This window comes from Lysinibacillus sp. KCTC 33748 (genome assembly GCF_002237755.1).
Lineage (GTDB): Bacteria > Bacillota > Bacilli > Bacillales_A > Planococcaceae > Lysinibacillus.
Window position 1 is genome coordinate 37,385 of sequence record NZ_MWSJ01000030.1, and the last position, 23,132, is coordinate 60,516.

Below are 23,132 nucleotides of genomic sequence, written 5' to 3' on the forward strand. Positions count from 1 at the left end.
TGGAGCGGAAGACGAGGTTCGAACTCGCGACCCCCACCTTGGCAAGGTGGTGTTCTACCACTGAACTACTTCCGCATTTTAAACAATTTGTTTTAGCAACAAGTTATATAATACAAGCCTTTGTTACTAACGTCAAGTAGTTTTTTGAAAAAAATTAATAAAAATATATGGTTTTATTCATTAATTAAAGATTTGCTAACAAAAAGGGGGAGTATGATGGCTCATCACCATGATGTGTGGTCGATTTCCGTTCCCCTATGCATTGCAAGGGCTCATCTGTGACGCTAGCCCCCAAGGAGTTACCTAGTCCCCACTTCGATCAACTTTATAATGAATGCCATCCACAACTTTTGGTTATGAACCCTTTTTATGGGAAATTTATCAAACTTTTTGTTCTTAAGTAGAAAAGTATCATCGACACAGCTGACTATAGTAATTATGACGAATAATGGAACGTCGATCGGTGAAAAGGAAAGGGTGAGAGGGCATTAGCCCGCTTATGGCATAGATTTTGTAAAGTATCGTATACAACGACAATGGGGAATAATTACCTAAATTTTCTGTTATTTAAAAACCAACCTCATAGAAAGTGATGTTTCTAATCTGTACAACTTATATTTTGTGTAGAAATTGTTGCCATTTCTCGTATTTATGCATATGTATTCGTCGAAATGTTTATATTTTTTTCTGCCACCGTCAGACAATCTTTCCATACATAATTTTTTATAATAGCTCCAAAAGTGCAGAAAGGGGTTAGTGAAATGACGAGTATTGAATGGTATAACACGGCAAATGTAGACGAACAAAAATTAGGAGTGAAAAAAAGGCAATTGTTAATAGGCTCTTTATTTTTTTTAACATCCTTCTTTTTAGCTCAGTCCGTTGTATTCGAAGCGGCCGTACCTTTCTCGGTTCCTTTTTGGGCAATTATTCGAACGAAGTATAAGGAATACGCCAAGTATGTTTTGTTTGGTGGTCTGATAGGATGTTTTTTTCTTGGATTTGGACAAGTCTTTATTTTAGCATTACAAATCGTTATGTATGAATGTATCATGCGCTTCCGTTATTGGCAGTTGCCACAAAGTATAGCAGTCTCTTTGGCGGTACTGCTTGTGCAAATAATGTGGCAGGGAGTTATGCATCAAGGTTTACCGCCGGTGCTTGTGCAATTTTATGTAGGTTGTGAAGTGGCTTTAGCTCTTATTATGACGTTGTTTATGCAAGTGTTGTTTGTCAATTCTTATGAATGGTTTACGAGCCATTGGACTTATGAGAAGTTGGGTTCTGGATTAGTTGTATTTGCTGCTATGCTTACAGGGATGCAAGCAGTTGTCATTAGCTATTTTTCACTCCCCATTTTTTTATTACAACTATTAATTTGCTTTGGTGCATTAGTAGGAAGTGTACCATTAGCGACAGTTATCGGAGCAGTGCTCGGAACGCTTATTGGTATTGCAAAACTTTCGTTTACGGGTATGCTTTCTGTGGCCACGTTAACTGGATTGTGTGCAGGGATGGGGGCCCGCGTAGGAAGATTTGGTGTAGCAATTGGCAGTATTTTGCCGAGTGTGTTTTTTTTATTTTACGATGCAACATTGCCGTTAGATAGCGTTTATTTTACATCGATTGCAGTTGGGAGTATTGCTTTTCTATCCATTCCGAAAAAATATTCTGATAAGGTGCGGGACAAGCTGTTTCCGCAGCGTGAGGAGGTCTTACTCGCCCGTCAAAGTTGGTTAACGGAGCATGTTACGTTTAAATTAGAGCATTTTCAGCACTTTGTACAATTTATGAAGGAGCTTGTGTTTGAGCGCTTTATGACGGCCCCGATAGAAGAGGCGAAGGAAGTTTCGCCGATGAATACATGCCTAAGCTGTTTCCGCTATGATCACTGTTGGGGAGCGCAAAATAACGGAATGGACAAGCTAATGACAGACTGGTTTCATATGAAAGGCGTTGGAAAGGATTCTGGTATGCATCGTGTCGAAGAACAAATACGTTATAAATGTGTGAAATCAACAAAAATTTTCGAAGAATTGGAAACAGAGCTGTACAGAGAGCGTATTAATGGTCAGTATTTTCATGGTAAGAAAATGATTGCCCTTCAGTTACGTGATATGAGCAATCATCTAAATCAATTAATAGCGGAGATGAAAGAAGAGACTATTTCATTCGCTAGTGTGGAAAAGGACATTACTCAACGGTTAAAGGATGCACATATTGAATGTTTTCAACTAGATGTGTTAAGTAATAAGCCGGGAGCACGAAAAATTGTCTGCGCTTTAGCACCAGCACGCGTCAATTGGGAGGAAGACACAACATTAGCTGAACGGATGATATTGCCGATTTTATATGATATTTTTGAAGAACCATTTGAAATTGAAAAGGTAGTAGCAAGCGATATACCATTTCGTCATATTCAAGTAAGTTTTAGATCAGCTATTAGCTTTGAAGTAGAGTATGATATATATAGCATGTCTAAAGATGCGACGTTATATTCCGGTGATTCCCATGCATTATTTCAATTACATCCAGGACTATTTGCAATTTTATTGTCAGATGGTATGGGGCAGAGTAAAGAAGCACAGCATGAGAGTAGAAAGTTAATACATTTAATGCGAGAATGTTTAAATTACAATATGAACCCAGAGACTGCGATGCACACGTTGCATTATGTCATGTCCTTAAAGCAACAAAGTGATATGTATGCAACGCTTGATTTTGCACTTGTCGATTTACAACACGGTGATTTATGGTCGTGGAAGGCTGGTGGTATGTCTACGTATATTTTACGTGGGAAAGAGGTGCTGAAGGTTGAAAGCAATGCAGCTCCTGTAGGGTTTTTATCCATTTCAGCAGTAGAGGCAGAAAAAAGAAAGCTTAAGGCGGGCGATGTAATTTTGATGCACTCTGATGGATTGTTTTCAAGTGTTGATGATTGGGACGAGCAGGAAGAGACATTTTTAGCGTATGCTCAGCAGGTAGCAAGCACTACTAAAACTATACAGGAAAAATTAACGACGATTATGCAATCTTTCCAGTCTTACTATGACATTGAAGACGATTGCACTGTATTGATGCTAGAGGTTACACATGTTGTCCCAACGTGGGCCGTGTTTAGACCAGTTCAGCACTCTATGAGCAATTCATGATAATAGAGAACGAAAAGGGGAGGAGAAGCGTTTGTCACTCGAATTAAAGGTCAAAAAAATTATTGAAAAAGAGCAATTATTACAGCAAGACGACCATCTTCTCATCGCCGTTTCAGGTGGAGTGGATTCAATGGCTTTACTCCATTATTTTGTAAAAACAAAAGATCAATGGGGAATTACGGTTGAAGCCGTACATGTTGATCATATGCTAAGAGGTGAAGCATCGGCTGAGGACAGAGCTTTTGTCCGAAAATATTGTGATGAGTATGGTATATACTTATATGCAAAGGCTATTCCAATACCAGAGATTATGGCTTTAGAAAATGGCAATACACAGCTTATTTGCCGTAGAGAACGTTATCAATACTTTAAAGAGGTCATGGAAAAAACGAATGCTAGCAAGCTTGTAACTGCACATCATGCGGACGACCAACTGGAGTCAGTATTAATGGCCCTGACGAAAAATGCAACGATAAATGGTATGCAAGGTATACGTTCACAACGTACTTTTGAAGGAAAAACATTAATTCGTCCGTTTTTAACGGTTACAAAGTCTGAAATAAGGGAATATTTACTTAAGCAGGGGTTAGATTATCGTGAAGACGCTAGCAATTCTAAGGACACCTATGTACGAAATCGATTTAGACATCATGTGGTGCCATTGTTGGAGGCAGAAAATCCGCGAGTAACAGAGCAGGTAACCCATTTTACAAAGCAATTGCAAGAAGACGATGCCTATTTAATGAATTTAGCGGAGGATGTATTTTCTAGAATAGTAAAAAGAATTGACGAAAATACATATAGCATGGAAATTAAGGCTCTTCAATTGGAACCACTTGCTTTACAAAGGAGGATCATTTTAATACTATTAAACTATCTTTACAAAGATTCAAATACGATACAAAGTTATGCTTTATTGACTTCTATTACAAAGCTTTTTGATACGACAGCGGGGTATGCTGAAGTTCACTTGCCAGAAAATTTTATAGCAGTTCGCCGTTATGGAAAATTTACGATTCAGAAGAAAGATACATTAGAAGGTCAAGCTTCTCCTGAAAAAAAGATTATTTCGACTGCTAATGGGTGGACAACACTGACGAATGGTGAACGTTTATGCGTAGTCGAGTTGCCTGATTTATCGTCTAAAATGCTGACGGATACTGCACAACTTTTTTATTTTAACGCTAGCAAACTCAAACTTCCACTCCATGTTAGAGCGCGTAAGGAAGGGGATAGAATGCTGTTAAAAGGAATGGATCGGCCAAAACGCTTATCTCGCCTTTTTATAGATGAAAAGATTCCTTTGAATGAGCGGAATAGCTGGCCGTTACTGATTTCTCAATCTGAAGAGGTCGTAGCGGTAATTGGTGTGCGCATGGGAATGTTGTTTTCAACCTCTCCGCAACCAAACGATGATACAGTGCTCATCGTAGACTAAGGTCTTTGTAAAATTTCACCGCACATGGTTGAACATTTTTTTATACACACGAGGAGGAATCAAAATGTTACAAAATGACATCGAAAAAGTTATGATTACAGAAGAACAATTGCAAGAAAGAATCGCTGAATTAGGAGCACAATTGACAGAGGAATATAAAGATTCATTCCCGTTAGCTGTTGGTGTTTTAAAAGGGGCTATGCCTTTTATGACAGACTTAATGAAACGTTTCGATTCTTTCATCGAGTTAGATTTTATGGATGTTTCTAGCTATGGTAATGCTACAGTTTCATCTGGGGAAGTAAAAATTCTAAAGGATTTAAATACAAGCGTCGAGGGGCGTGACGTAGTAATTATCGAGGATATCATTGATAGTGGCTTAACGTTGAGCTATTTAGTCGACTTATTTAAATACCGCAAAGCAAAATCCATCAAAATCGTTACATTGTTAGATAAACCATCAGGTCGTAAAGTAAACTTAGCTGCTGATTATGTTGGTTTTGAAGTGCCAGACGGCTTTGTTGTAGGGTATGGTTTAGACTACGCAGAAAAATACCGTAATTTACCGTATATCGGCATTTTAAAGCCAGAAGTTTATTCTTTCTAAAAGAAAGAAGTTAACGAAAGAACACCAGCTATGAAAAGTAAGAGCCTCCAGCGAAGGACATAGATTTTTAGTTTTTTTACTTCCTTCAGCAGTGTTTACGTAGCGAAAGTGAAACGTCAGCTACAAGGTTTTATCTGTGCGACAACAGTAGACAGCACGCGACTGAGTAACCAACACCACGTTGACCTAAAGCTGATTTTGGACGCAATTATGCCGAGGCGTAATTGATCGTAAATTTAAAAATCTAGGCACATTGTACTGAATGAAGTGTCGGATACAAACGCTGGAACATAGTAAATAAATGCATAAATATGTTTCGATTTCGACAAAAATCGCACGAAACTTTTTTTATGTAGGGCTTTTCGTTGTATGATGAAATCATGATATGTTAAGATTTTACTTATAATTTTTCTGTTGTAATGAGGAGGCTGGAGATGAATCGAATATTTCGATATACCATATTCTATTTACTGATTTTCTTAGTGATTATCGGTATTTTTGGTACTTTCAATGGTGGAACTTCACCAACGAAAGAGTTAACTTATCATGAGTTTATAGAAGCTCTAGATAAGAAAGAAATAACAAGTGCTACAATTCAACCTGATAAATCAGTATACATCGTTGAAGGTACATTGAAGGGGTATGAAAAAGGAGAAAGCTTTACTGCAAACATCCCTACCAATAACCCATCTTTAATGGACCGCATCGATGAGGCTGCTAAGGATAAGAATAGTAATATTACATTTTTAACAGCGCCAGAAACAAGTGGATGGATTCAGTTCTTTACAGGGATTATTCCTTTCATCATTATCATTTTCTTATTCTTCTTCCTAATGAGTCAATCTCAAGGTGGCGGTAATAAAGTGATGAGCTTTGGTAAAAGTAAAGCTAAACTTTATGACGATCAGAAGAAAAAAGTTCGCTTTACAGATGTAGCGGGTGCTGATGAAGAGAAAGCAGAGCTTGTTGAAGTTGTTGATTTCTTAAAAGATCACCGTAAATTCACTGAAATTGGTGCTCGTATTCCAAAGGGTATCTTACTTGTAGGTCCTCCTGGTACAGGTAAAACATTACTTGCACGAGCAGTAGCAGGGGAAGCAGGCGTACCATTCTTCTCGATTTCAGGTTCTGACTTCGTAGAAATGTTCGTCGGTGTCGGTGCATCACGTGTTCGTGACTTATTTGAAAATGCAAAGAAAAATGCACCTTGTATCATCTTTATAGATGAGATTGATGCAGTAGGTCGTCAACGTGGCGCAGGTCTTGGTGGTGGCCATGACGAGCGTGAACAAACACTGAACCAATTGTTAGTTGAAATGGATGGTTTCGGGGCAAACGAAGGTATTATTATTATCGCTGCAACAAACCGCCCAGATATTTTAGATAAAGCTTTATTACGCCCTGGTCGATTTGACCGTCAAATTACAGTAGGACACCCTGATGTAAAAGGTCGTGAAGCAATTCTAAAAGTACATGCGCGCAACAAACCTTTATCAGATACAGTGGATTTAGCAGCTGTTGCACAACGTACACCAGGTTTCTCGGGTGCCGACTTAGAGAACTTGTTAAATGAAGCTGCGCTTGTAGCGGCTCGTAAAAGCAAACGTACAATTAATATGGCAGATATCGATGAGGCATCTGACCGAGTGATTGCAGGTCCAGCAAAAGCTAGCCGCGTTTACTCAGCGAAAGAGAAGAAACTTGTAGCGTTCCATGAAGCCGGCCACGTAGTTGTTGGTTTAGAGCTAGATGAAGCAGATACAGTACACAAAGTAACGATCGTCCCTCGTGGCCAAGCTGGAGGTTACGCGATTATGTTACCGAAGGAAGAACGTTTCTTCACAACAAAACAAGAACTATTAGACCGTATTGCTGGACTTCTTGGTGGTCGTGTAGCAGAGGAAATCGTCCTTGGCGAAGTATCTACTGGGGCACACAATGACTTCCAAAAGGTAACAAGTATTGCACGTGCCATGGTCACTGAATATGGTATGAGTGAAAATCTTGGTGCAATGCAGTTTGGTTCAAGTCAGGGTGGGAATGTATTCCTTGGTCGTGACTTTAATTCAGATCAAAACTATTCTGATTCAATCGCTTATGAAATTGATAAGGAAATGCAAAAAATTATCGATTCGCAATATGAGCGTACTAAACGAATCTTAACTGAAAAACGTGGATTACTTGATTTAATTGCTAACACGTTGATGGAAAAAGAAACATTGAACGCGCAAGAAATCGAGCATTTACGTGATCACGGTGTCTTACCGGAACCAGAGGTAGAACCGGTTGTAGAAAAAGCTCCTAAAGCTGAAGCTCAACCAGTATTAGATGTAGTTGGTGAACCAGTTGTTAAGAAAGAATTGCTTAACAATGAACCAAATCCAACAACAGCTGATTTACCTAAAGAGGACGTAGGGCCGAATGATACACCAAAAGGTATCGATGAAAAGCGTGATTAATATGGGAAAGACTGTTTACGATTTTAGTAAGCAGTCTTTTTCTTTGCCTTTTTTCTGTATTAGGTATTACGATAATTTTATATAGGTTCTTTAATATTTTAGAGCCAAAATAGATAGGAGTGTTGAAACATGGGTAACGTAACATTGAATAATGGTTTAGAAATGCCGTTAATCGGCTATGGCGTTTTTCGGGTACCTGAAGGAGATGACTTGGCTGAAGCGGTAAAAACAGCTATTGCAAAAGGTTACCGCAGCATTGATACAGCGCAAGTATATCGCAATGAAGAAAGTGTAGGGCGAGGAATTCGTGCAGCGATTGATGAGGGCTTAGTAACACGTGAAGAACTATTCGTAACATCAAAGGTTTGGAACGATGGACTCTCCTATGAAGAAACACTTGCAGCTTATGATAGTAGTTTAGAGAAATTAGGATTAGATTATTTAGATTTATATTTAGTTCACTGGCCTGGTATAGATACAAATTATGTTGATGTTTATAAGGCGCTTGAAAAAGTTTATCAGGATGGACGTGTACGCTCAATTGGTGTTAGTAATTTCCATGTTCATCATTTAGAACATTTATTAAAGGAAACATCAGTTGTTCCTGTTATTAATCAAATTGAATTTCACCCGCACTTAACTCAAGAGGAAGTACGTGCATTTTGTAAGGAGAAAGGAATACAGGCAGAAGCTTGGTCACCACTAATGAATGGTTCTCTATTGGAAGAATCATTGATTCAGCAGCTAGCTTCTAAATATGGCAAAACACCTGCACAAATTGTGTTACGCTATGATGTTCAGCATGGTGTAGTCACTATTCCAAAAACAATGACTCCTGCACGAATGACGGAAAATCTAACGGTCTCTGACTTTGCATTAACAGAGGAAGAAATGGCTCAGTTAGATGCACTAAATGATGGTTTGCGTTGCGGACCAGACCCAGAGAAATTTAATTTTAAATAATTTGAAAGGAGCTACCTAAGATGAGGGTGGCTCCCTTTTGTAGTGGATGAATGTTATTTCGTAGGAATAAAAGTGTGGTATCATTTTCTAAAGTGTTTTAACTTCTTTCCGATTCCGGACGGAATTTTACCGAGGTATAATTGATTTTGATTTTTTGTGCATGAATATGCATTGTTTTAGTTGTATCAATTGCATTGTGACAGGTACAATTACGATGAGGGGCAATAAATAGGAGGCATCAACGATGATTTTAGTTTTAGATGCAGGAAATTCGAATATCGTATTAGGTGTCTATGATGACAACAATCAATTGGCCTTCCATTGGCGTATGGTGACAGACCTTCATAAAACAGAAGATGAATACGCAATGCAAGTATTATCTTTCTTTAATCATGCAGGCATTTCATTTGAACAGGTTAAAGGCATTATTATATCCTCTGTTGTACCACCGATCATGTTTTCGTTAGAAGCGATGTGTCAAAAGTATTTTCGAAAAAAACCGCTCGTCGTAGGACCAGGTGTGAAAACAGGATTGAATATTAAATATGAAAACCCTCGTGAAGTTGGCTCGGACCGTATAGTGAACGCTATTGCGGCTCTTGATGAATATAAAGCACCATTGATTATTGTTGATTTTGGTACTGCCACGACGTATTGTTATTTAAACGAAAAGGGCGATTATATGGGCGGTGCTATCGCTCCAGGTATTTCGATTTCAACGGAGGCGCTTTATACACAGGCAGCTAGATTGCCGCGTATTGAAATATTGCGCTCTACACATATTGTTGGAAAGACAACCGTATCTGCTATGCAGGCCGGAATTTTTTACGGCTTTGTTGGGCAAGTTGAGGGAATTGTTAATCGCATGAAAGCACAAAGTAAGGAAGAACCTTTAGTAATTGCTACTGGAGGATTAGCAAATTTAATTGCTGGGGAGACGCAAGCTATTGATGTAGTCGACCCGTTTTTAACATTAAAAGGCTTATATAAGCTATATAAACGCAATCAATAAGAAATGAGGGACATTTCATTTATGAAAGACTATTTAGTACGCGGTTTAGGATTCAACGGGCAGGTTCGTGTTTTTGCGGCTTGTACAACAGCAACAGTAGGAGAAGCGCAACGACGTCATAATACATGGCCGGTTGTTTCAGCAGCCCTTGGTCGTTCTATGACTGCTGCGGTGATGATGGGTGCCATGTTAAAAGGTGAAGAAAAAATCACTGTTAAAATTGAGGGGGACGGTCCAATCGGTCCAATGGTAATTGACAGTAACGCGCACGGTGAAGTACGCGGCTTTGTGACAAATCCTCATGTTCATTTCGATTTAAATGAGCACGGTAAGCTTGATGTTCGAGCAGGTGTTGGAACAGAGGGTGCATTAACGGTCGTAAAAGATCTGGGCTTGAGAGATATGTTCTCTGGGCAAACGCCAATTGTATCAGGTGAAATTGCTGAGGACTTTACTTATTATTTTGCTACATCAGAGCAAGTGCCTTCATCAGTTGGTTTAGGGGTTTTAGTAAATCCTGATAACACAATTCTTGCAGCTGGTGGTTTTATCCTTCAATTAATGCCAGGTTGTGAAGAAGAGACAATCAATGAAATTGAGCAGCATCTAGCTACTTTAGAGCCGGTTTCAAAAATGATTGAAAAAGGTTTTACACCTGAGCAAATTTTAGAGGCTGTATTAGGAGAGAGCCATCTACAAATTTTAGACTCCATGCCTGTAGAATTTAAATGTCAATGTTCAAAAGAGCGATTTGGTGCAGCGATTTTAGGGTTAGGGACACAGGAAATTAGAGAAATGATTGAAGAGGATGGCGCAGCGGAAGCGCAATGTCACTTCTGTTTAGAAACATACAGTTTCTCAAAAGAAGAGTTAGAAGGATTTATTGATGAGCTCAACGCGTAATCGAAGACCTTTATCCGCTGGAACACCTAACCAAACGCCCTTACTGCAACGCCGCCTTAAGACAAAACCGGCTTTAACAGTTATTTCAATCTTGCTATTAGGAAATATTATATGGTTTATTACTTGGTTAATCCCTAATAAAGACCAGGAAATTGGTAGCGACGAGCAAGTCGCTGCCGTTGACGGGGAAGTTATTACACGTCAAGAGTGGATGATTGCCATGGAAGAACGCTATGGTAAAGAGACGCTACAAAATTTAGTAAACGAATCTGTAATGGAAAAGGCAGCTAAAAAATTTAAAATTCAAGTGACAGATAAGGAGATTGATTTAGAGTTAGCCTTAATGCGATCTGCTCAAGATAAATTTGATACTGCCATGCAAAACCTCTCATCAGAGCAACTACGACAAAAACTTCGTTCACAGCTTATTTTGGATAAAGTGTTGACGAAAGATGTGGTTATAAAAAAAGGTAGTATTGAGAAATACTACGAGGAAAATCAGGCGTTATATAATACAAAAACAAACTACCGTACGAATTTTATAGAGGTGGATTCAAAAAAAGCTGCTGAGGAAGCATTAAGTGAAATAAAAAATGCCTCTGATTTTTCGGTATTGGCACGTGAAATATCCGTAGACAGTGCATCAGCTAGCTTAGGTGGAGATGTCGGTTTCCTTACAGAAAACCAGGAAAATATCGATCCGGCTATTTTAAAAGCAGTGCAAGCTTTAAAAGCAGGTGAGATTAGTAAAGCGTTTAAGCTTGCTAATGGTCATTATGGAATTGTACAAGTACAAGAGATATTAGAAGGTCAATCCTTTACATATGATGATGTGAAAGAACATATTGAACGTGAGCTTGCCTTAGAGCAGTTGTCACAATCTGTTACACCAGAAGCATTTTGGTCTGAATTTAATGCAACTTGGTATTACGGTGAAGCGAAAAAAGGTAAATAACAGATTGCTCGGAAATGAGCTTAAAGAATCTGCGAGATATCTGCGGGAAAGTGAGTCAGGGAAACCCCTGCAGACGTTTAGCGTCACAGAGTAACGGCCACCCCAGGATATTGAGCAGATTTTTATTTCTCTTTATTCGCAAAAGTTGACTGAAAGCTTTATGACGTGATTATGCCAAGGCGAAATTATTATAAGTTGAGGTTGGATCGGGTGTAATAAATATTCTGAAAATATAAGTTATATTTATTGACAATCGAATGGAAAAATTGATAAAATCAAAATAAGTAAAACCTATAAAATTAGTAGGGATTAGGAGTGGATTGATAAATGAGTAGATTAGCAAATTCGGTAGCTGAATTAGTTGGTAAAACGCCAATTGTTAAATTAAATCATGCAACAGGTGAAAATGAAGGTACTGTTTATGTAAAATTAGAATACTTTAACCCAGGCAGCTCAGTAAAAGACCGTTTAGCTTTAGCGATGATTGAGGCGGCTGAGAAAGATGGTACATTAAAGCCAGGTGGTACAATTATTGAGCCTACTTCTGGAAATACAGGTATTGGTCTTGCAATGATTGCTGCAGCTAAAGGCTATAAAGCGATTTTAGTAATGCCAGAAACAATGAGCTTAGAGCGTCGTAACTTATTGCGTGCTTATGGTGCAGAACTAGTATTAACACCTGGACCAGCAGGTATGAAAGGTGCAATTTCTAAGGCGGAGGAATTGTCTGCTGAGCATGGCTACTTCTTACCACAACAATTTACGAACCCAGCTAATGCTGTTGTTCACCGTTTAACAACAGGTCCAGAAATTGTAGAAGCGTTTGAAGGTTTAACATTAGATGCATTTGTTGCTGGTGTTGGTACAGGAGGTACAATTACTGGTGCTGGTGCTGTGCTAAAAGAGAAATACCCAAATATTGAAATTATTGCTGTTGAACCAAAAGATTCACCAGTACTTTCTGGCGGTCAACCGGGGCCTCATAAAATTCAAGGTATCGGAGCTGGTTTCGTACCTGAAGTATTAGATACAGATGTATACTCTACTGTATTCCCAGTTGAAAATGAGATTGCTTTTGATGTAGCCCGTAAAGTAGCGCGTGAAGAAGGCATCTTATGTGGTATTTCATCAGGTGCAGCTATTCATGTTGCGATTGAAGCAGCGAAACGTTTAGGTAAGGGTTCAAATGTTCTTGCAATCGTACCTTCGAACGGGGAACGTTATTTATCAACACCGTTATATCAATTTGAAGACTAATCAATTATATGTATGAAGGGCTCCTTTAACGAGGAGTCTTTTTTTTATGATCAATTGTGCAAAGTATAATTGATCATAAAAAAACTGCCCGTAAATGTTAGAAGTATAACTAACATCTATGGGGCAGTTCAAAAAATATGATTAGAATAGACTTCACTATACAACTGTATTACTTAAGACTTTTACGAAGCCATTGTTAGTGGCAGTTTTAATTAATTGATTAATAGATTCACGTGCTTTAACAGTGGATGAATACCATTTATCTGCAGTAACATCATGAATTAATACTTCTGGGTATCCTTTCAATTCTTCTTCCGAGAAGGGTCCATTTAAAGAATAAAGGTCAAACTGTTGAATGCTTTTATTTTCATGACTCATAAAATTATATTGTCCATCCTTATAATAGGAACCCGGAACGTCTAGATTAATTTGCCATGAATAGTTAGCAGGGGCATCAACAACTTTTCCTTTATTTTCATTGAAAACTTTATATAAGGCTTTATTATAGGTGTTTCCTTGGATCTGCTGTACGATCCCACCCATTGTCATATGGTATTCATATTGAATAGCTTTTACTTTTACATTGTTTATAACCAATGGCTCAGTATTCACTGTTACTGTGGAATTTTGATAATTGACTTGGCAACCAAAGGTCTCTGCAATAAATCGAATAGGAACAAATAGTCTATTATTCTTTAAATACGGTTTGACATCAAGTAACTCTGTTTTACCGTTTTTTATAACGGTGTTGCTATTCGGTTGTAACGTAATCTGCATTTTGTTATTCGTTAGTGTTACTTTTGAGTCTTTCCAATTTACTGTTGCTCCTAAATTTTCGCTGATAACACGCAAAGGTACCATTGTTCGATTATTCTTAGTCTCTGGTGCCGCATCTGTAGTAACGACAACACCATCGATCTTAATAGTGCTATGTGCCGCATATGCAGGTAGAGAAATCAGCGTGAGTATCATTGCCAGGACAACCCCTGAAAAAAGCTTTTTCATGGTATAACAGCTCCTTTTTATGAAATAAATATACACAATTTGTAAAAAATTCTATTTGCTATTAGTATAGCAAATGCCCTTCTTTTAGCCAATTAATAAAGTAGACATATATTCAAAAGCCATTCGTTGCTGACGCTTCGCTTTCGCTACAAGAAGACATGTGCTGAAAGAAGGTAATTTTTATATGACACTTGAAAAATATTCGCTTCAAAGCAATATTCAAGTTAAGATGGAATCACATCATATGACTTAAAGGGGAATAGCAACTTGAAGACAATACTTACGAAAACAATATCGATGGATGCAGACTCGTTTTTTTATAGTTATAAGAAGCAAACAGAAGCGCAACAGGCACATATTTTTTTAGAAAGTGGACGCGGAGGAAATTTTACGATAGCTGCTTGGAATCCGTTAGCTACAGCACAATCGGTTGAGAATGGTTTACTTATAAAGTGGAGAAATGGTGAGACTGAAAATTTAAACGGTGAGCCTCTCGATTTATTAGAGAAATTAGTGGAGAAATATCACGTTTCTTATAATGCTGAGCTTCCTGTTTTTCAAGGTGGAGCTATTGGGTTTGTAGCATACGATTACGCTCGTAAAATTGAAGTGTTGCCTAATACTGCTATAGATGATTTACATGTACCAGATATCTATTTTTATATGTTTGATTGCTGGGCGGTACACGATGTGAAAACAAATAATGTCACGCTTATGAAGCTAGCAGACTGTAATGTGAATTTGGAGGAATGGGCTAATGTGTGGCAAGGGGCAGCGCAAGAAGGATTGCTTACTCGTAAATTTGAAAAAGCAAGTGCTATAGAAATCGTAAATGATGAAAGTGAACTGTTAGTATCATTCGCTGGAACGGCTTTTGAGGAAGCGGTGTGTAAGATCCAAACATACATAGCGCAAGGTGATGTATTTCAAGTGAATTTGTCAGTACGTCAATCTAAAAAGTTAAACGCAACTGCAATGGATGTATATGAAGCGTTACGTGCATTTAATCCTTCACCGTACATGGCGTATATAGAAGCACCTGATTTTGCTGTCGTTTCTGGTTCACCTGAGCTTTTGGTGAAGCGTCACGGTAACGAATTGTCTACTCGACCGATTGCTGGTACACGACCAAGAGGGAAATCCGAGGCAGAGGATTTAGCGTTAGCGCAGGAATTAATTGATAACGACAAAGAACGTGCTGAACATGTAATGCTTGTTGATTTAGAGCGCAATGATTTAGGGAGAGTATCTACGTATGGGACGGTCGAAGTGGATGAGTTCATGGTGATTGAACGCTATTCACACGTGATGCACATTGTTTCCAATGTACGAGGAGAAATAGCTGAAGGGAAAACCAATGCAGACGTTATCCGTGCCATGTTCCCAGGAGGAACGATAACAGGTGCACCGAAAATTCGTACGATGCAGATTATTGAAGAATTAGAACCTGTAAGAAGAGGATTATACACGGGTTCGATTGGCTGGCTAGGCTATACAGGTGATATGGAATTTAATATTGTCATTCGTACAGCATTTGTTAAAGATGGAGTAGCACATATTCAGGCGGGAGCAGGCATTGTTATTGATTCTGTTCCGGAAAGAGAATACCAAGAATCTTTAAATAAAGCGAAGGCGATGTGGCAGGCGAAGGCAATGGCAGAGGAGCGAGCAAAATGATTTTAATGATTGATAACTACGATTCTTTTACGTATAACCTTGTACAGTATTTTGGGGAATTTGGTCATGAATTAGTAGTAAAAAGAAACGATGTATTGACGGTGAAAGATATTGAGCAGCTTGCGCCAGATATGATTGTCATTTCTCCTGGACCATGCAGCCCGAATGAAGCGGGTGAAAGCCTGAACATTATTAAGTATTTCGCGGGAAATATTCCGATTTTAGGCGTTTGTCTTGGCCATCAAGCCATTGCTCAAGTGTTCGGGGGGAATGTTATACGAGCTGAGCGTTTAATGCATGGTAAAACATCACCTGTGCACCATGCTGAGATAGGTTTGCATAAGGGGATGCCAAATCCGTTTGAAGCTACTCGTTACCATTCTTTAATTGTAGAGAAGGAAACATTACCTGCATGTTTTGAAGTAACGGCATGGACGGAAGAAGGCGAAATTATGGGCATTCGTCATAAGGATTATCCAATTGAGGGAGTGCAATACCATCCTGAATCGATTATGACAGAACAAGGTAAAAAGCTTCTACGCCAGTTTATAGATTTGTATGTTGAGGGAGCGAAGTAAATGCTGTGCTGGATGAATGGGGACTACGTAGAGGCGCAGGATTTGCGCATTTCACCTTTTGATCATGGATTCTTATACGGACTAGGCTTTTTTGAAACGTTTCGAACGTATAAAGGAAAGGTGTTTTACTGGGAAGCACATATTGAAAGGTTGCAAACGGCGCTTTCTCAATATCGTATTCATATGTCCTATACCGAAGCGGATTTACTTAAGGTTGTTCAACTATTAAATGAGCAGGACAAAGGACAAGATGGTTATTTCCGTATAAACGTCTCAGCTGGAGAACATAGTATCGGTTTACAGCCTACTGAATATAGACAACCGAATGTTATTGTTTTTCGCAAAGAATTACATGCTACACCTCGAGGCATGGGAAAAAACGCACAATGGCTTGTAACACCTCGTAACACTCCTGAAAAAGGGCTTCGAGTGAAGTCGCACCATTATGGTAATAACGTTCTTGGGCGTTTTGAGATGCCATCTCTAGCGCAACAAGAGGGCTTCTTTTTAACGGAAGATGGCTTTGTTGCTGAAGGTGTAACATCAAATATTTTTTGGGTGAAAGATGATATACTATATACGCCTTCCTTAGAGACGGGTATTTTACCCGGAATTATCCGAGCGTGGGTAATTGAGCGAGCACAATCTCTGGGCATTAAGGTGGAAGAAGGTTTCTTTACTAGTGAGGATGTAGAGGAAAGCTCGGAGTGCTTTATTACTAACTCTATACAAGAACTTGTTCCAATTCTTAAATTAGAGAGCAAGCTATTATTAGGCAATAAAGGGCCTGTTTATTCGCGTTTACATGAAGCATTTGCCAATGAAGTGGGACAAGAATAGAAGGAGAGTTTACATGCTAGAAAACTATACAACAACATTAACTATTAACGGTATCACGTTAGACTATACAGCAGAAACTTTTGTGATGGGTATTTTAAATGTCACACCGGATTCATTTTCAGACGGAGGAAAGTTTAATAATGTTGAGGCAGCTGTTGAACAAGCGAAAAAAATGGTAGCTGATGGTGCTAAAATTATTGATGTTGGCGGAGAATCAACACGACCAGGCTATGAACGTATATCCGATGAAGATGAAATTGCACGCATTGTGCCAGTTATTCAAGCGTTAGTAGCTGAAGTACCGGCAATTATCTCGGTGGATACGTATAAAGCGAACGTAGCTCGAGCGGCTATTGAAGCTGGTGCGCATATTATTAATGATATTTGGGGAGCGAAAGCTGAACCTGAGATCGCCCAAGTGGCTGCAGATTTAAATGTACCGATTATTTTAATGCATAATCGAGAAAATACTGATTATGGTACTGATTTCTGGATGACGGCTAAGAGCGACTTAGAAAAGAGTATTGCTATTACCCGAAATGCAGGTGTACCAGATAATCATATTATTTTAGATCCGGGTATAGGTTTTGCGAAAACTACTGCTCAGAATATTGAAATGATGCAGCATTTAGATGAATTGGTAGCGATGGGTTATCCTGTTTTGCTAGCGACTTCACGTAAATCAATGATTGGTAATGTCTTAAGGCTGCCTGTTGAGGAGCGTATAGAAGGTACAGGTGCAACGGTTGTTTACGGGATTGAAAAGGGCTGTCATATGATTCGTGTGCATGATGTAAAGGAAATGGCACGAGCGACACACATGGCTGATATTTTAGTAGGTAAGCGTATCTACAAGGAGGAAGCGTAATGGACTATATTCATTTAAAGGATATGCAGTTTTACGGTTATCACGGTGTTTTAGCGGCGGAAACAACACTCGGTCAACGCTTCCGTGCCAATGTTTCACTTGCTGTAGATATGACAAAGGCTGGAGAGACTGATGACTTGGACTATACGGTAAACTATGCAGAGGTTTATGCGTTATGCCGTGATATCGTAGAAGGTGAGCCTTTCAAGCTTATTGAAGCACTTGTTTCAAAAATAGCAAATAGTATTTTAGAGACATACTCAGAAAAGGTTAAGGGTGTACGCGTGGAGCTTATTAAGCCGGACCCACCGATACATGGTTATTATAAAGAGGTGTCAGTAGAGGTAACGAGAGGTGATTACTAATGAATGATGTGTATTTATCGATCGGTACAAATATGGGCGAGCGATTTGAAAACCTGCAACACGCTGTTAAACTTTTAGAGGGTAAAGATGAAATTGAAGTTGTACAAACTTCTTCAGTTTATGAAACAGCAGCGGTAGGCTACACTGACCAAGCAGACTTTTTAAATATTGCTGTTCATATTAAAACGAGCCATTCATCTTCCGAAATGCTAAAAATTTGCCAATGGGTTGAAGGTGAACTAGGGCGGGTTCGTGAATTTCGATGGGGCCCTCGAATCATTGACCTTGACATTTTGCTCTACAATCACGAAAATATTGAAACTGAAAGCTTAATTGTGCCACATCCAAGAATGTATGAGCGAGCTTTCGTACTAGTACCACTCATAGAAATTACGCCTGCGCCAGTTGGAGAACAGCTGAGAAGGGCACACGATATAATGCAACATATGGATAGTGAAGAGGAAGGTGTAACTTTATGGCAAGCATCAGCGAAGTTAAAAATGATGCAGTCCGTTAATTAGGTTTCTAATCTTTAAATTAAAGCCTCCTGTGGTTGCTTTTATATAGAAATAGGTGAAAACCTATAGAAGGGGGAAAACAACGTTGAGTCAGACAACTAAGAAACCGTTTCAAATTGGAAATATCGTCATGGACAACCGTGTCGTATTAGCACCAATGGCTGGAATTTGTAACTCTGCTTTCCGTTTAACTGTTAAGGAGTTCGGGGCAGGCCTAGTGTATGCAGAAATGATTAGTGATAAAGGGATTGTCCAGAAGAACGAAAAAACACTGGGCATGCTTTATATCGATGAGCGTGAAAATCCACTTTCTTTACAAATTTTCGGTGGTGATAAAGCAACACTAGTGGAAGCAGCTAAGTATGTAGATGAAAACACAACTGCCGATATTATCGATATTAATATGGGCTGCCCAGTTAATAAAATTATTAAATGTGAAGCGGGCGCTCGTTTACTTTTAGATCCGAATAAATTGTATGAAATGGTAGCCGCTGTTGTCGATGCAGTAAAAAAACCTGTCAGCGTAAAAATGCGTATTGGTTGGGATGACGAGCATATTTTTGCTGTTGAGAACGGACAAGCTGCTGAACGTGCTGGTGCTTCAGCAATAGCTGTTCATGGACGTACACGTGTACAAATGTACGAAGGAAAAGCAAACTGGGATATCATTCGACAAGTGAAGGAAAATGTGAAAATCCCTGTGCTTGGTAATGGTGATGTAGAAACTCCTCAAGATGCAAAACGTATGCTTGATACTACTGGTGTAGATGCAGTAATGATTGGACGCGCAGCTTTAGGTAATCCGTGGATGATTTATCGTACAGTTCAATACCTTGAAACTGGTGAGCTAAAGGAAGAGCCAGGTGTACGTGAAAAAATTGATGTGTGTTTGCTTCACTTTGAACGCCTTATGCAATTAAAAGGAGAGAGTGTGGCAGTACGTGAAATGCGTAAGCATGCTTCATGGTATTTAAAAGGTATTCGCGGTAATGGTAAAGCGCGTAAAGCGATTAACCAAACAGAAACTGCGGTAGAGCTTCGTGCATTATTAAATGGACTTGTGCAAGACTATGAAGAGCTTGAATCTACATTAATAGTTCCAGAAGCAAAAGAATTAATTCTATAACTTCTTTCAGCGGGTGTCCAAAACACCGGCTGAAATAGAGGTACTCAGCGAAAGTGAAGCGGCAATTATGTCGAGGTATAATTGATTACATTAAAAAGACGTCTCGTTGTTTTTGAGACGTCTATTTTTCTGCCAACGTCAATTTTTAGAATTATTAATCATTTTTTCTCTTATGGAAATTAAAGCGAAACAGATGATTACAGCAATAAAATTGTGTACAATAGAAATATTATGGATATAAACACAACGCGGACAATTTAATAAGGAGTGAATCAAGTGTCAAACATAGAAGAATTAAATGATCAGCTTTTGGTGAGACGCCAAAAAATGACGGCTATTCGAGAAAATGGTCAAGATCCATTTGGTAGTCGTTTTGAACGTACGCATTTATCACCAGAAGTTCGTGAACAATTTGCAGATCAAACAAAAGAGCAGCTAGAGGAAAACCTACAAGAGGTAATTATTGCGGGTCGTATTATGACGAAGCGCGGTAAAGGAAAAGCTGGCTTTGCACATATTCAAGATTTAGGTGGCCAAATTCAAATTTACGTTCGCCAAGATCATGTTGGCGAAGAAGCATATGAATTATTTAAACAAGCTGACCTAGGTGATATCGTAGGTATTCGTGGTAATGTATTCCGAACACAAGTGGGAGAGCTTTCTGTAAAGGCTGAAGAATTTACATTCTTATCAAAAGCGCTACGCCCTATGCCGGAAAAATTCCATGGTTTACAAGATGTTGAACAACGATACCGTCAACGTTATTTAGATTTAATGACGAATGAGGAAAGTAAAACAACATTTATTACGCGTTCTAAAATTATCCGTGCTATTCGCAATTATTTAGATAATGCAGGATATTTAGAAGTAGAAACACCAATGCTTCATACAATTGCTGGTGGTGCAGCAGCTCGTCCATTTATTACACACCACAATGCACTTGATATGGAATTATATATGCGTATTGCAATCGAACTGCATTTGAAACGTCTAATTGTTGGTGGACTAGAGAAAGTGTATGAAATTGGTCGTGTTTTCCGAAATGAAGGGATCTCAACACGCCACAACCCTGAATTTACAATGATAGAGCTGTATGAAGCTTATGCGGATTACAAAGATATTATGTCTCTAACAGAAAACCTTATTGCTCATGTAGCGCAAGAAGTTCTTGGGACAACTACAGTTCAATACGGTGAAGATGAAATTAATCTTGCTGTAGGCTGGAAACGAGTTCATATGGTAGATGCAGTAAAAGAAGCTACAGGTGTAGACTTCTGGCAGCCTATGACTAAGGAACAAGCTCAAGCACTTGCTAAAGAACACGGAGTAGAAGTTAAAGGAACACATGAGGTAGGGCATATTATCAACGAGTTCTTTGAGCAAAAGATTGAGGAAACTCTAGTTCAACCTACATTTGTTTATGGTCATCCAGTAGAAATCTCACCTCTAGCTAAGAAAAATCCAGAGGACGAGCGTTTTACAGACCGTTTCGAACTATTCATCGTTCGTCGTGAGCATGCAAATGCCTTTACAGAACTAAATGACCCTATTGACCAACGTGAGCGCTTTGAAGCTCAATTAGTTGAAAAAGCAGCCGGTAATGATGAAGCACATGAAATGGACAATGATTTCATTGAAGCATTAGAATACGGTATGCCTCCAACAGGTGGATTGGGCATTGGTATCGACCGTTTAATCATGCTTCTTACAAATTCACCATCAATTCGCGACGTATTATTATTCCCTACAATGCGTCATACTACTAAATAGTTGTTTTAACTTAATTGATAGAGGATATAGCACGACTACTACTCAGGATAAAAAAGCGGTAATCGAACTAGAAAAGAACAGCTTTGTTAAGAGGTAATCGTGAAAAGGCAGGAGTCGAGGTGTAGGAGAAGCACTAAGACTCCTGTTTTGCGTTTTCTATGATGAAATAGTCTTACTTAGTTAAGTTAACGTTTGAAAAGTTTAAATTTAGAAAGAATTAAGTAGAGTATTTAAATGATGAATGAATATAAGGTATACTTTTAGAGTTCTGTAATTTGCAGATAAAATAGAAATAGACATTATAGAAGTATTATTGGAGGCATATAATGAATTATAAAATCTTTAACAAACTAGTATTTGAACAGGCGCAAGTACGCTCAGTTTCAGATGTTCCGTTTACTGAGGAAGAACTTGAAAATGGCATGAAATTAGCGGTTTCTAAGGTGGAACCGACTCTAGCTTTATATTTAGTGGATATAAACGGTCAGAAAAAGTTCGATGTCCGTTGGGATGATTCCTCTGAAGTTTTCACTGGCTGGTATTCGGCATGGGATAATTTCTCTTGGTGCCTAGATGTAGTTGAGAAACAAAATAACTAATTAGAATTAGTAGATTCTTTATATTTTAGTTTTGAAAAACACACTTTCAATTTTGAATTCCGCAATTGAAAAGCGAACATAATATATTCTTCTTTCTTTTTTGTTATTATGTGCGGAACAATAAAGTTAAAAAAGTAATAAACATGAAGTAAGTAGGAGTCGAGGTGTAGGAGTACCACTTTGGCTCCTTTTTTCTATTGTTTATTTGTTAGAGTGATGTGTAAGAGGGGCGATGACGCATTTTATTGTGTAGATCTTAGATGCTTTTTCAAGAAAAGCTTGAGAAAGCATCCTTTTAAAAAGGATATTCTTAGATAGAAGTAAGACTCTTCTTATTTAGTTTGTTGAGATTTTTAAGAAAGAGATGTATAGTAAAACAATTAAAGTGATAGATAGAAAGTTATAAGAGTTATTTAGTTCTCGAAAAAACGCAAAATAACTCACTAATTCGCTATTTATAAAAAAAGAAATTTTATAGTAAAAAACACTTGCGGTTGTATTAAAATCATGATAAATTATTACTTGTCGTTAAGACGACGCAAGTAACAAACTGAGTTCGAAAAAAACATCAAAAAAGATGTTGACATCGAAAACTAAGAATAGTATTATATAAGAGTTGCTGCTTTTGAAACGAAGTGAAAAAAACTTCTAAAAAAGAGTTGACAACGAAAAACAAAAATGTTATACTAAAAAAGTTGTTGAAACAAAACAACAACGAAATGAACCTTGAAAACTGAACAAGCAAAACGTAATCAATAAAGTTTTTAGTAGCTAACCTTGAGTTGGTGAACGAAACAAAAATTTGGACATCAAACATGATGCCAGCAAAACAATTTGAGCTAATCAAATTTCTTTTATGGAGAGTTTGATCCTGGCTCAGGACGAACGCTGGCGGCGTGCCTAATACATGCAAGTCGAGCGAACAGAGAAGGAGCTTGCTCCTTTGACGTTAGCGGCGGACGGGTGAGTAACACGTGGGCAACCTACCTTATAGTTTGGGATAACTCCGGGAAACCGGGGCTAATACCGAATAATCTATT

The 23,132-nt window shown here is 38.5% G+C and carries 19 protein-coding genes, 1 tRNA gene and 1 rRNA gene; 19 read left to right on the top strand and 2 right to left on the bottom strand.

Annotated elements, in window-relative coordinates; genetic code table 11:
- Window positions 1–75 (bottom strand) — tRNA-Gly (locus tag B1B04_RS23105).
- A 686-nt stretch (window positions 76–761) separates the two neighbouring features.
- Here B1B04_RS23105 and B1B04_RS23110 point away from each other — a divergent pair.
- The 9 genes from B1B04_RS23110 to cysK all read left to right on the top strand — a co-directional run bounded on the left by B1B04_RS23110 (window position 762) and on the right by cysK (window position 12,746).
- Entirely contained in the window at window positions 762–3,152 is a 2,391-nt protein-coding gene (locus B1B04_RS23110; RefSeq protein ID WP_079563698.1) for a SpoIIE family protein phosphatase, read from the top strand.
- 31 nt (window positions 3,153–3,183) lie between these two features.
- Window positions 3,184–4,590, top strand: coding sequence for a tRNA lysidine(34) synthetase TilS (tilS, locus tag B1B04_RS23115; RefSeq protein ID WP_079563699.1), 1,407 nt, complete (start codon window positions 3,184–3,186; stop codon window positions 4,588–4,590).
- A gap of 64 nt (window positions 4,591–4,654) precedes the next feature.
- Window positions 4,655–5,197 (top strand): hypoxanthine phosphoribosyltransferase, encoded by a 543-nt coding sequence (gene hpt, locus B1B04_RS23120; RefSeq protein WP_079563700.1) that lies wholly within the window; start codon window positions 4,655–4,657, stop codon window positions 5,195–5,197.
- A gap of 434 nt (window positions 5,198–5,631) precedes the next feature.
- Window positions 5,632–7,656 carry an ATP-dependent zinc metalloprotease FtsH gene (gene ftsH, locus B1B04_RS23125; RefSeq protein WP_079563701.1) on the top strand — a complete coding sequence of 675 codons (2,025 nt, stop codon included), beginning with the start codon at window positions 5,632–5,634 and terminating at the stop codon, window positions 7,654–7,656.
- 129 nt (window positions 7,657–7,785) lie between these two features.
- Complete coding sequence (locus tag B1B04_RS23130; RefSeq protein ID WP_079563702.1) at window positions 7,786–8,619, top strand: aldo/keto reductase; 834 nt, start codon at window positions 7,786–7,788, stop codon at window positions 8,617–8,619.
- A gap of 244 nt (window positions 8,620–8,863) precedes the next feature.
- The gene (locus B1B04_RS23135; protein ID WP_079563703.1) at window positions 8,864–9,631 is read left to right on the top strand and encodes a type III pantothenate kinase; all 768 of its coding nucleotides are present in this window, start codon (window positions 8,864–8,866) and stop codon (window positions 9,629–9,631) included.
- Window positions 9,632–9,652: 21 nt separating this feature from the next.
- Window positions 9,653–10,534 (top strand): Hsp33 family molecular chaperone HslO, encoded by an 882-nt coding sequence (gene hslO / locus B1B04_RS23140; RefSeq protein ID WP_079563704.1) that lies wholly within the window; start codon window positions 9,653–9,655, stop codon window positions 10,532–10,534.
- Window positions 10,518–11,489: a peptidyl-prolyl cis-trans isomerase gene (locus tag B1B04_RS23145; RefSeq protein WP_079563705.1), complete on the top strand. Its 972-nt coding sequence runs from the start codon at window positions 10,518–10,520 to the stop codon at window positions 11,487–11,489. The genes hslO and B1B04_RS23145 overlap by 17 nt, the downstream gene beginning before the upstream one ends.
- 327 nt (window positions 11,490–11,816) lie before the next feature.
- A complete protein-coding gene (gene cysK, locus B1B04_RS23150; protein ID WP_079563706.1) occupies window positions 11,817–12,746 on the top strand; it encodes a cysteine synthase A in 930 nt (309 codons plus the stop codon).
- A gap of 156 nt (window positions 12,747–12,902) precedes the next feature.
- Here the strand turns inward: cysK and B1B04_RS23155 are convergent, their stop codons facing one another.
- The gene (locus tag B1B04_RS23155; protein WP_079563707.1) at window positions 12,903–13,751 is read right to left on the bottom strand and encodes a copper amine oxidase N-terminal domain-containing protein; all 849 of its coding nucleotides are present in this window, start codon (window positions 13,749–13,751) and stop codon (window positions 12,903–12,905) included.
- A gap of 267 nt (window positions 13,752–14,018) precedes the next feature.
- Between B1B04_RS23155 and B1B04_RS23160 the strand changes: the two genes are divergently transcribed.
- The 10 genes from B1B04_RS23160 to B1B04_RS23205 form a co-directional block, all read left to right on the top strand.
- Window positions 14,019–15,428, top strand: coding sequence for an anthranilate synthase component I family protein (locus B1B04_RS23160; RefSeq protein WP_481817197.1), 1,410 nt, complete (start codon window positions 14,019–14,021; stop codon window positions 15,426–15,428).
- A complete protein-coding gene (gene pabA, locus B1B04_RS23165; protein ID WP_079563708.1) occupies window positions 15,425–16,006 on the top strand; it encodes an aminodeoxychorismate/anthranilate synthase component II in 582 nt (193 codons plus the stop codon). The genes B1B04_RS23160 and pabA overlap by 4 nt, the downstream gene beginning before the upstream one ends.
- Window positions 16,007–16,846, top strand: coding sequence for an aminodeoxychorismate lyase (gene pabC / locus B1B04_RS23170; protein WP_079563709.1), 840 nt, complete (start codon window positions 16,007–16,009; stop codon window positions 16,844–16,846).
- A 13-nt stretch (window positions 16,847–16,859) separates the two neighbouring features.
- Window positions 16,860–17,714: a dihydropteroate synthase gene (gene folP / locus B1B04_RS23175; protein ID WP_079563710.1), complete on the top strand. Its 855-nt coding sequence runs from the start codon at window positions 16,860–16,862 to the stop codon at window positions 17,712–17,714.
- On the top strand, window positions 17,714–18,079 hold the full coding sequence (gene folB / locus B1B04_RS23180; RefSeq protein WP_079563711.1) for a dihydroneopterin aldolase: 366 nt from the start codon (window positions 17,714–17,716) through the stop codon (window positions 18,077–18,079). Before folP ends, folB begins: the two co-directional genes overlap by 1 nt.
- Window positions 18,079–18,600 carry a 2-amino-4-hydroxy-6-hydroxymethyldihydropteridine diphosphokinase gene (folK, locus tag B1B04_RS23185; RefSeq protein WP_079563712.1) on the top strand — a complete coding sequence of 174 codons (522 nt, stop codon included), beginning with the start codon at window positions 18,079–18,081 and terminating at the stop codon, window positions 18,598–18,600. Before folB ends, folK begins: the two co-directional genes overlap by 1 nt.
- 82 nt (window positions 18,601–18,682) lie before the next feature.
- Window positions 18,683–19,723 (top strand): tRNA dihydrouridine synthase DusB, encoded by a 1,041-nt coding sequence (dusB, locus tag B1B04_RS23190; RefSeq protein WP_079563713.1) that lies wholly within the window; start codon window positions 18,683–18,685, stop codon window positions 19,721–19,723.
- Window positions 19,724–19,990: 267 nt separating this feature from the next.
- Window positions 19,991–21,493 carry a lysine--tRNA ligase gene (gene lysS / locus B1B04_RS23195; RefSeq protein ID WP_170939063.1) on the top strand — a complete coding sequence of 501 codons (1,503 nt, stop codon included), beginning with the start codon at window positions 19,991–19,993 and terminating at the stop codon, window positions 21,491–21,493.
- Between the two features lie 326 nt (window positions 21,494–21,819).
- On the top strand, window positions 21,820–22,092 hold the full coding sequence (locus B1B04_RS23200; RefSeq protein WP_079563715.1) for a hypothetical protein: 273 nt from the start codon (window positions 21,820–21,822) through the stop codon (window positions 22,090–22,092).
- A gap of 853 nt (window positions 22,093–22,945) precedes the next feature.
- Window positions 22,946–23,132 (top strand): 16S ribosomal RNA (locus tag B1B04_RS23205); the annotation flags it as partial.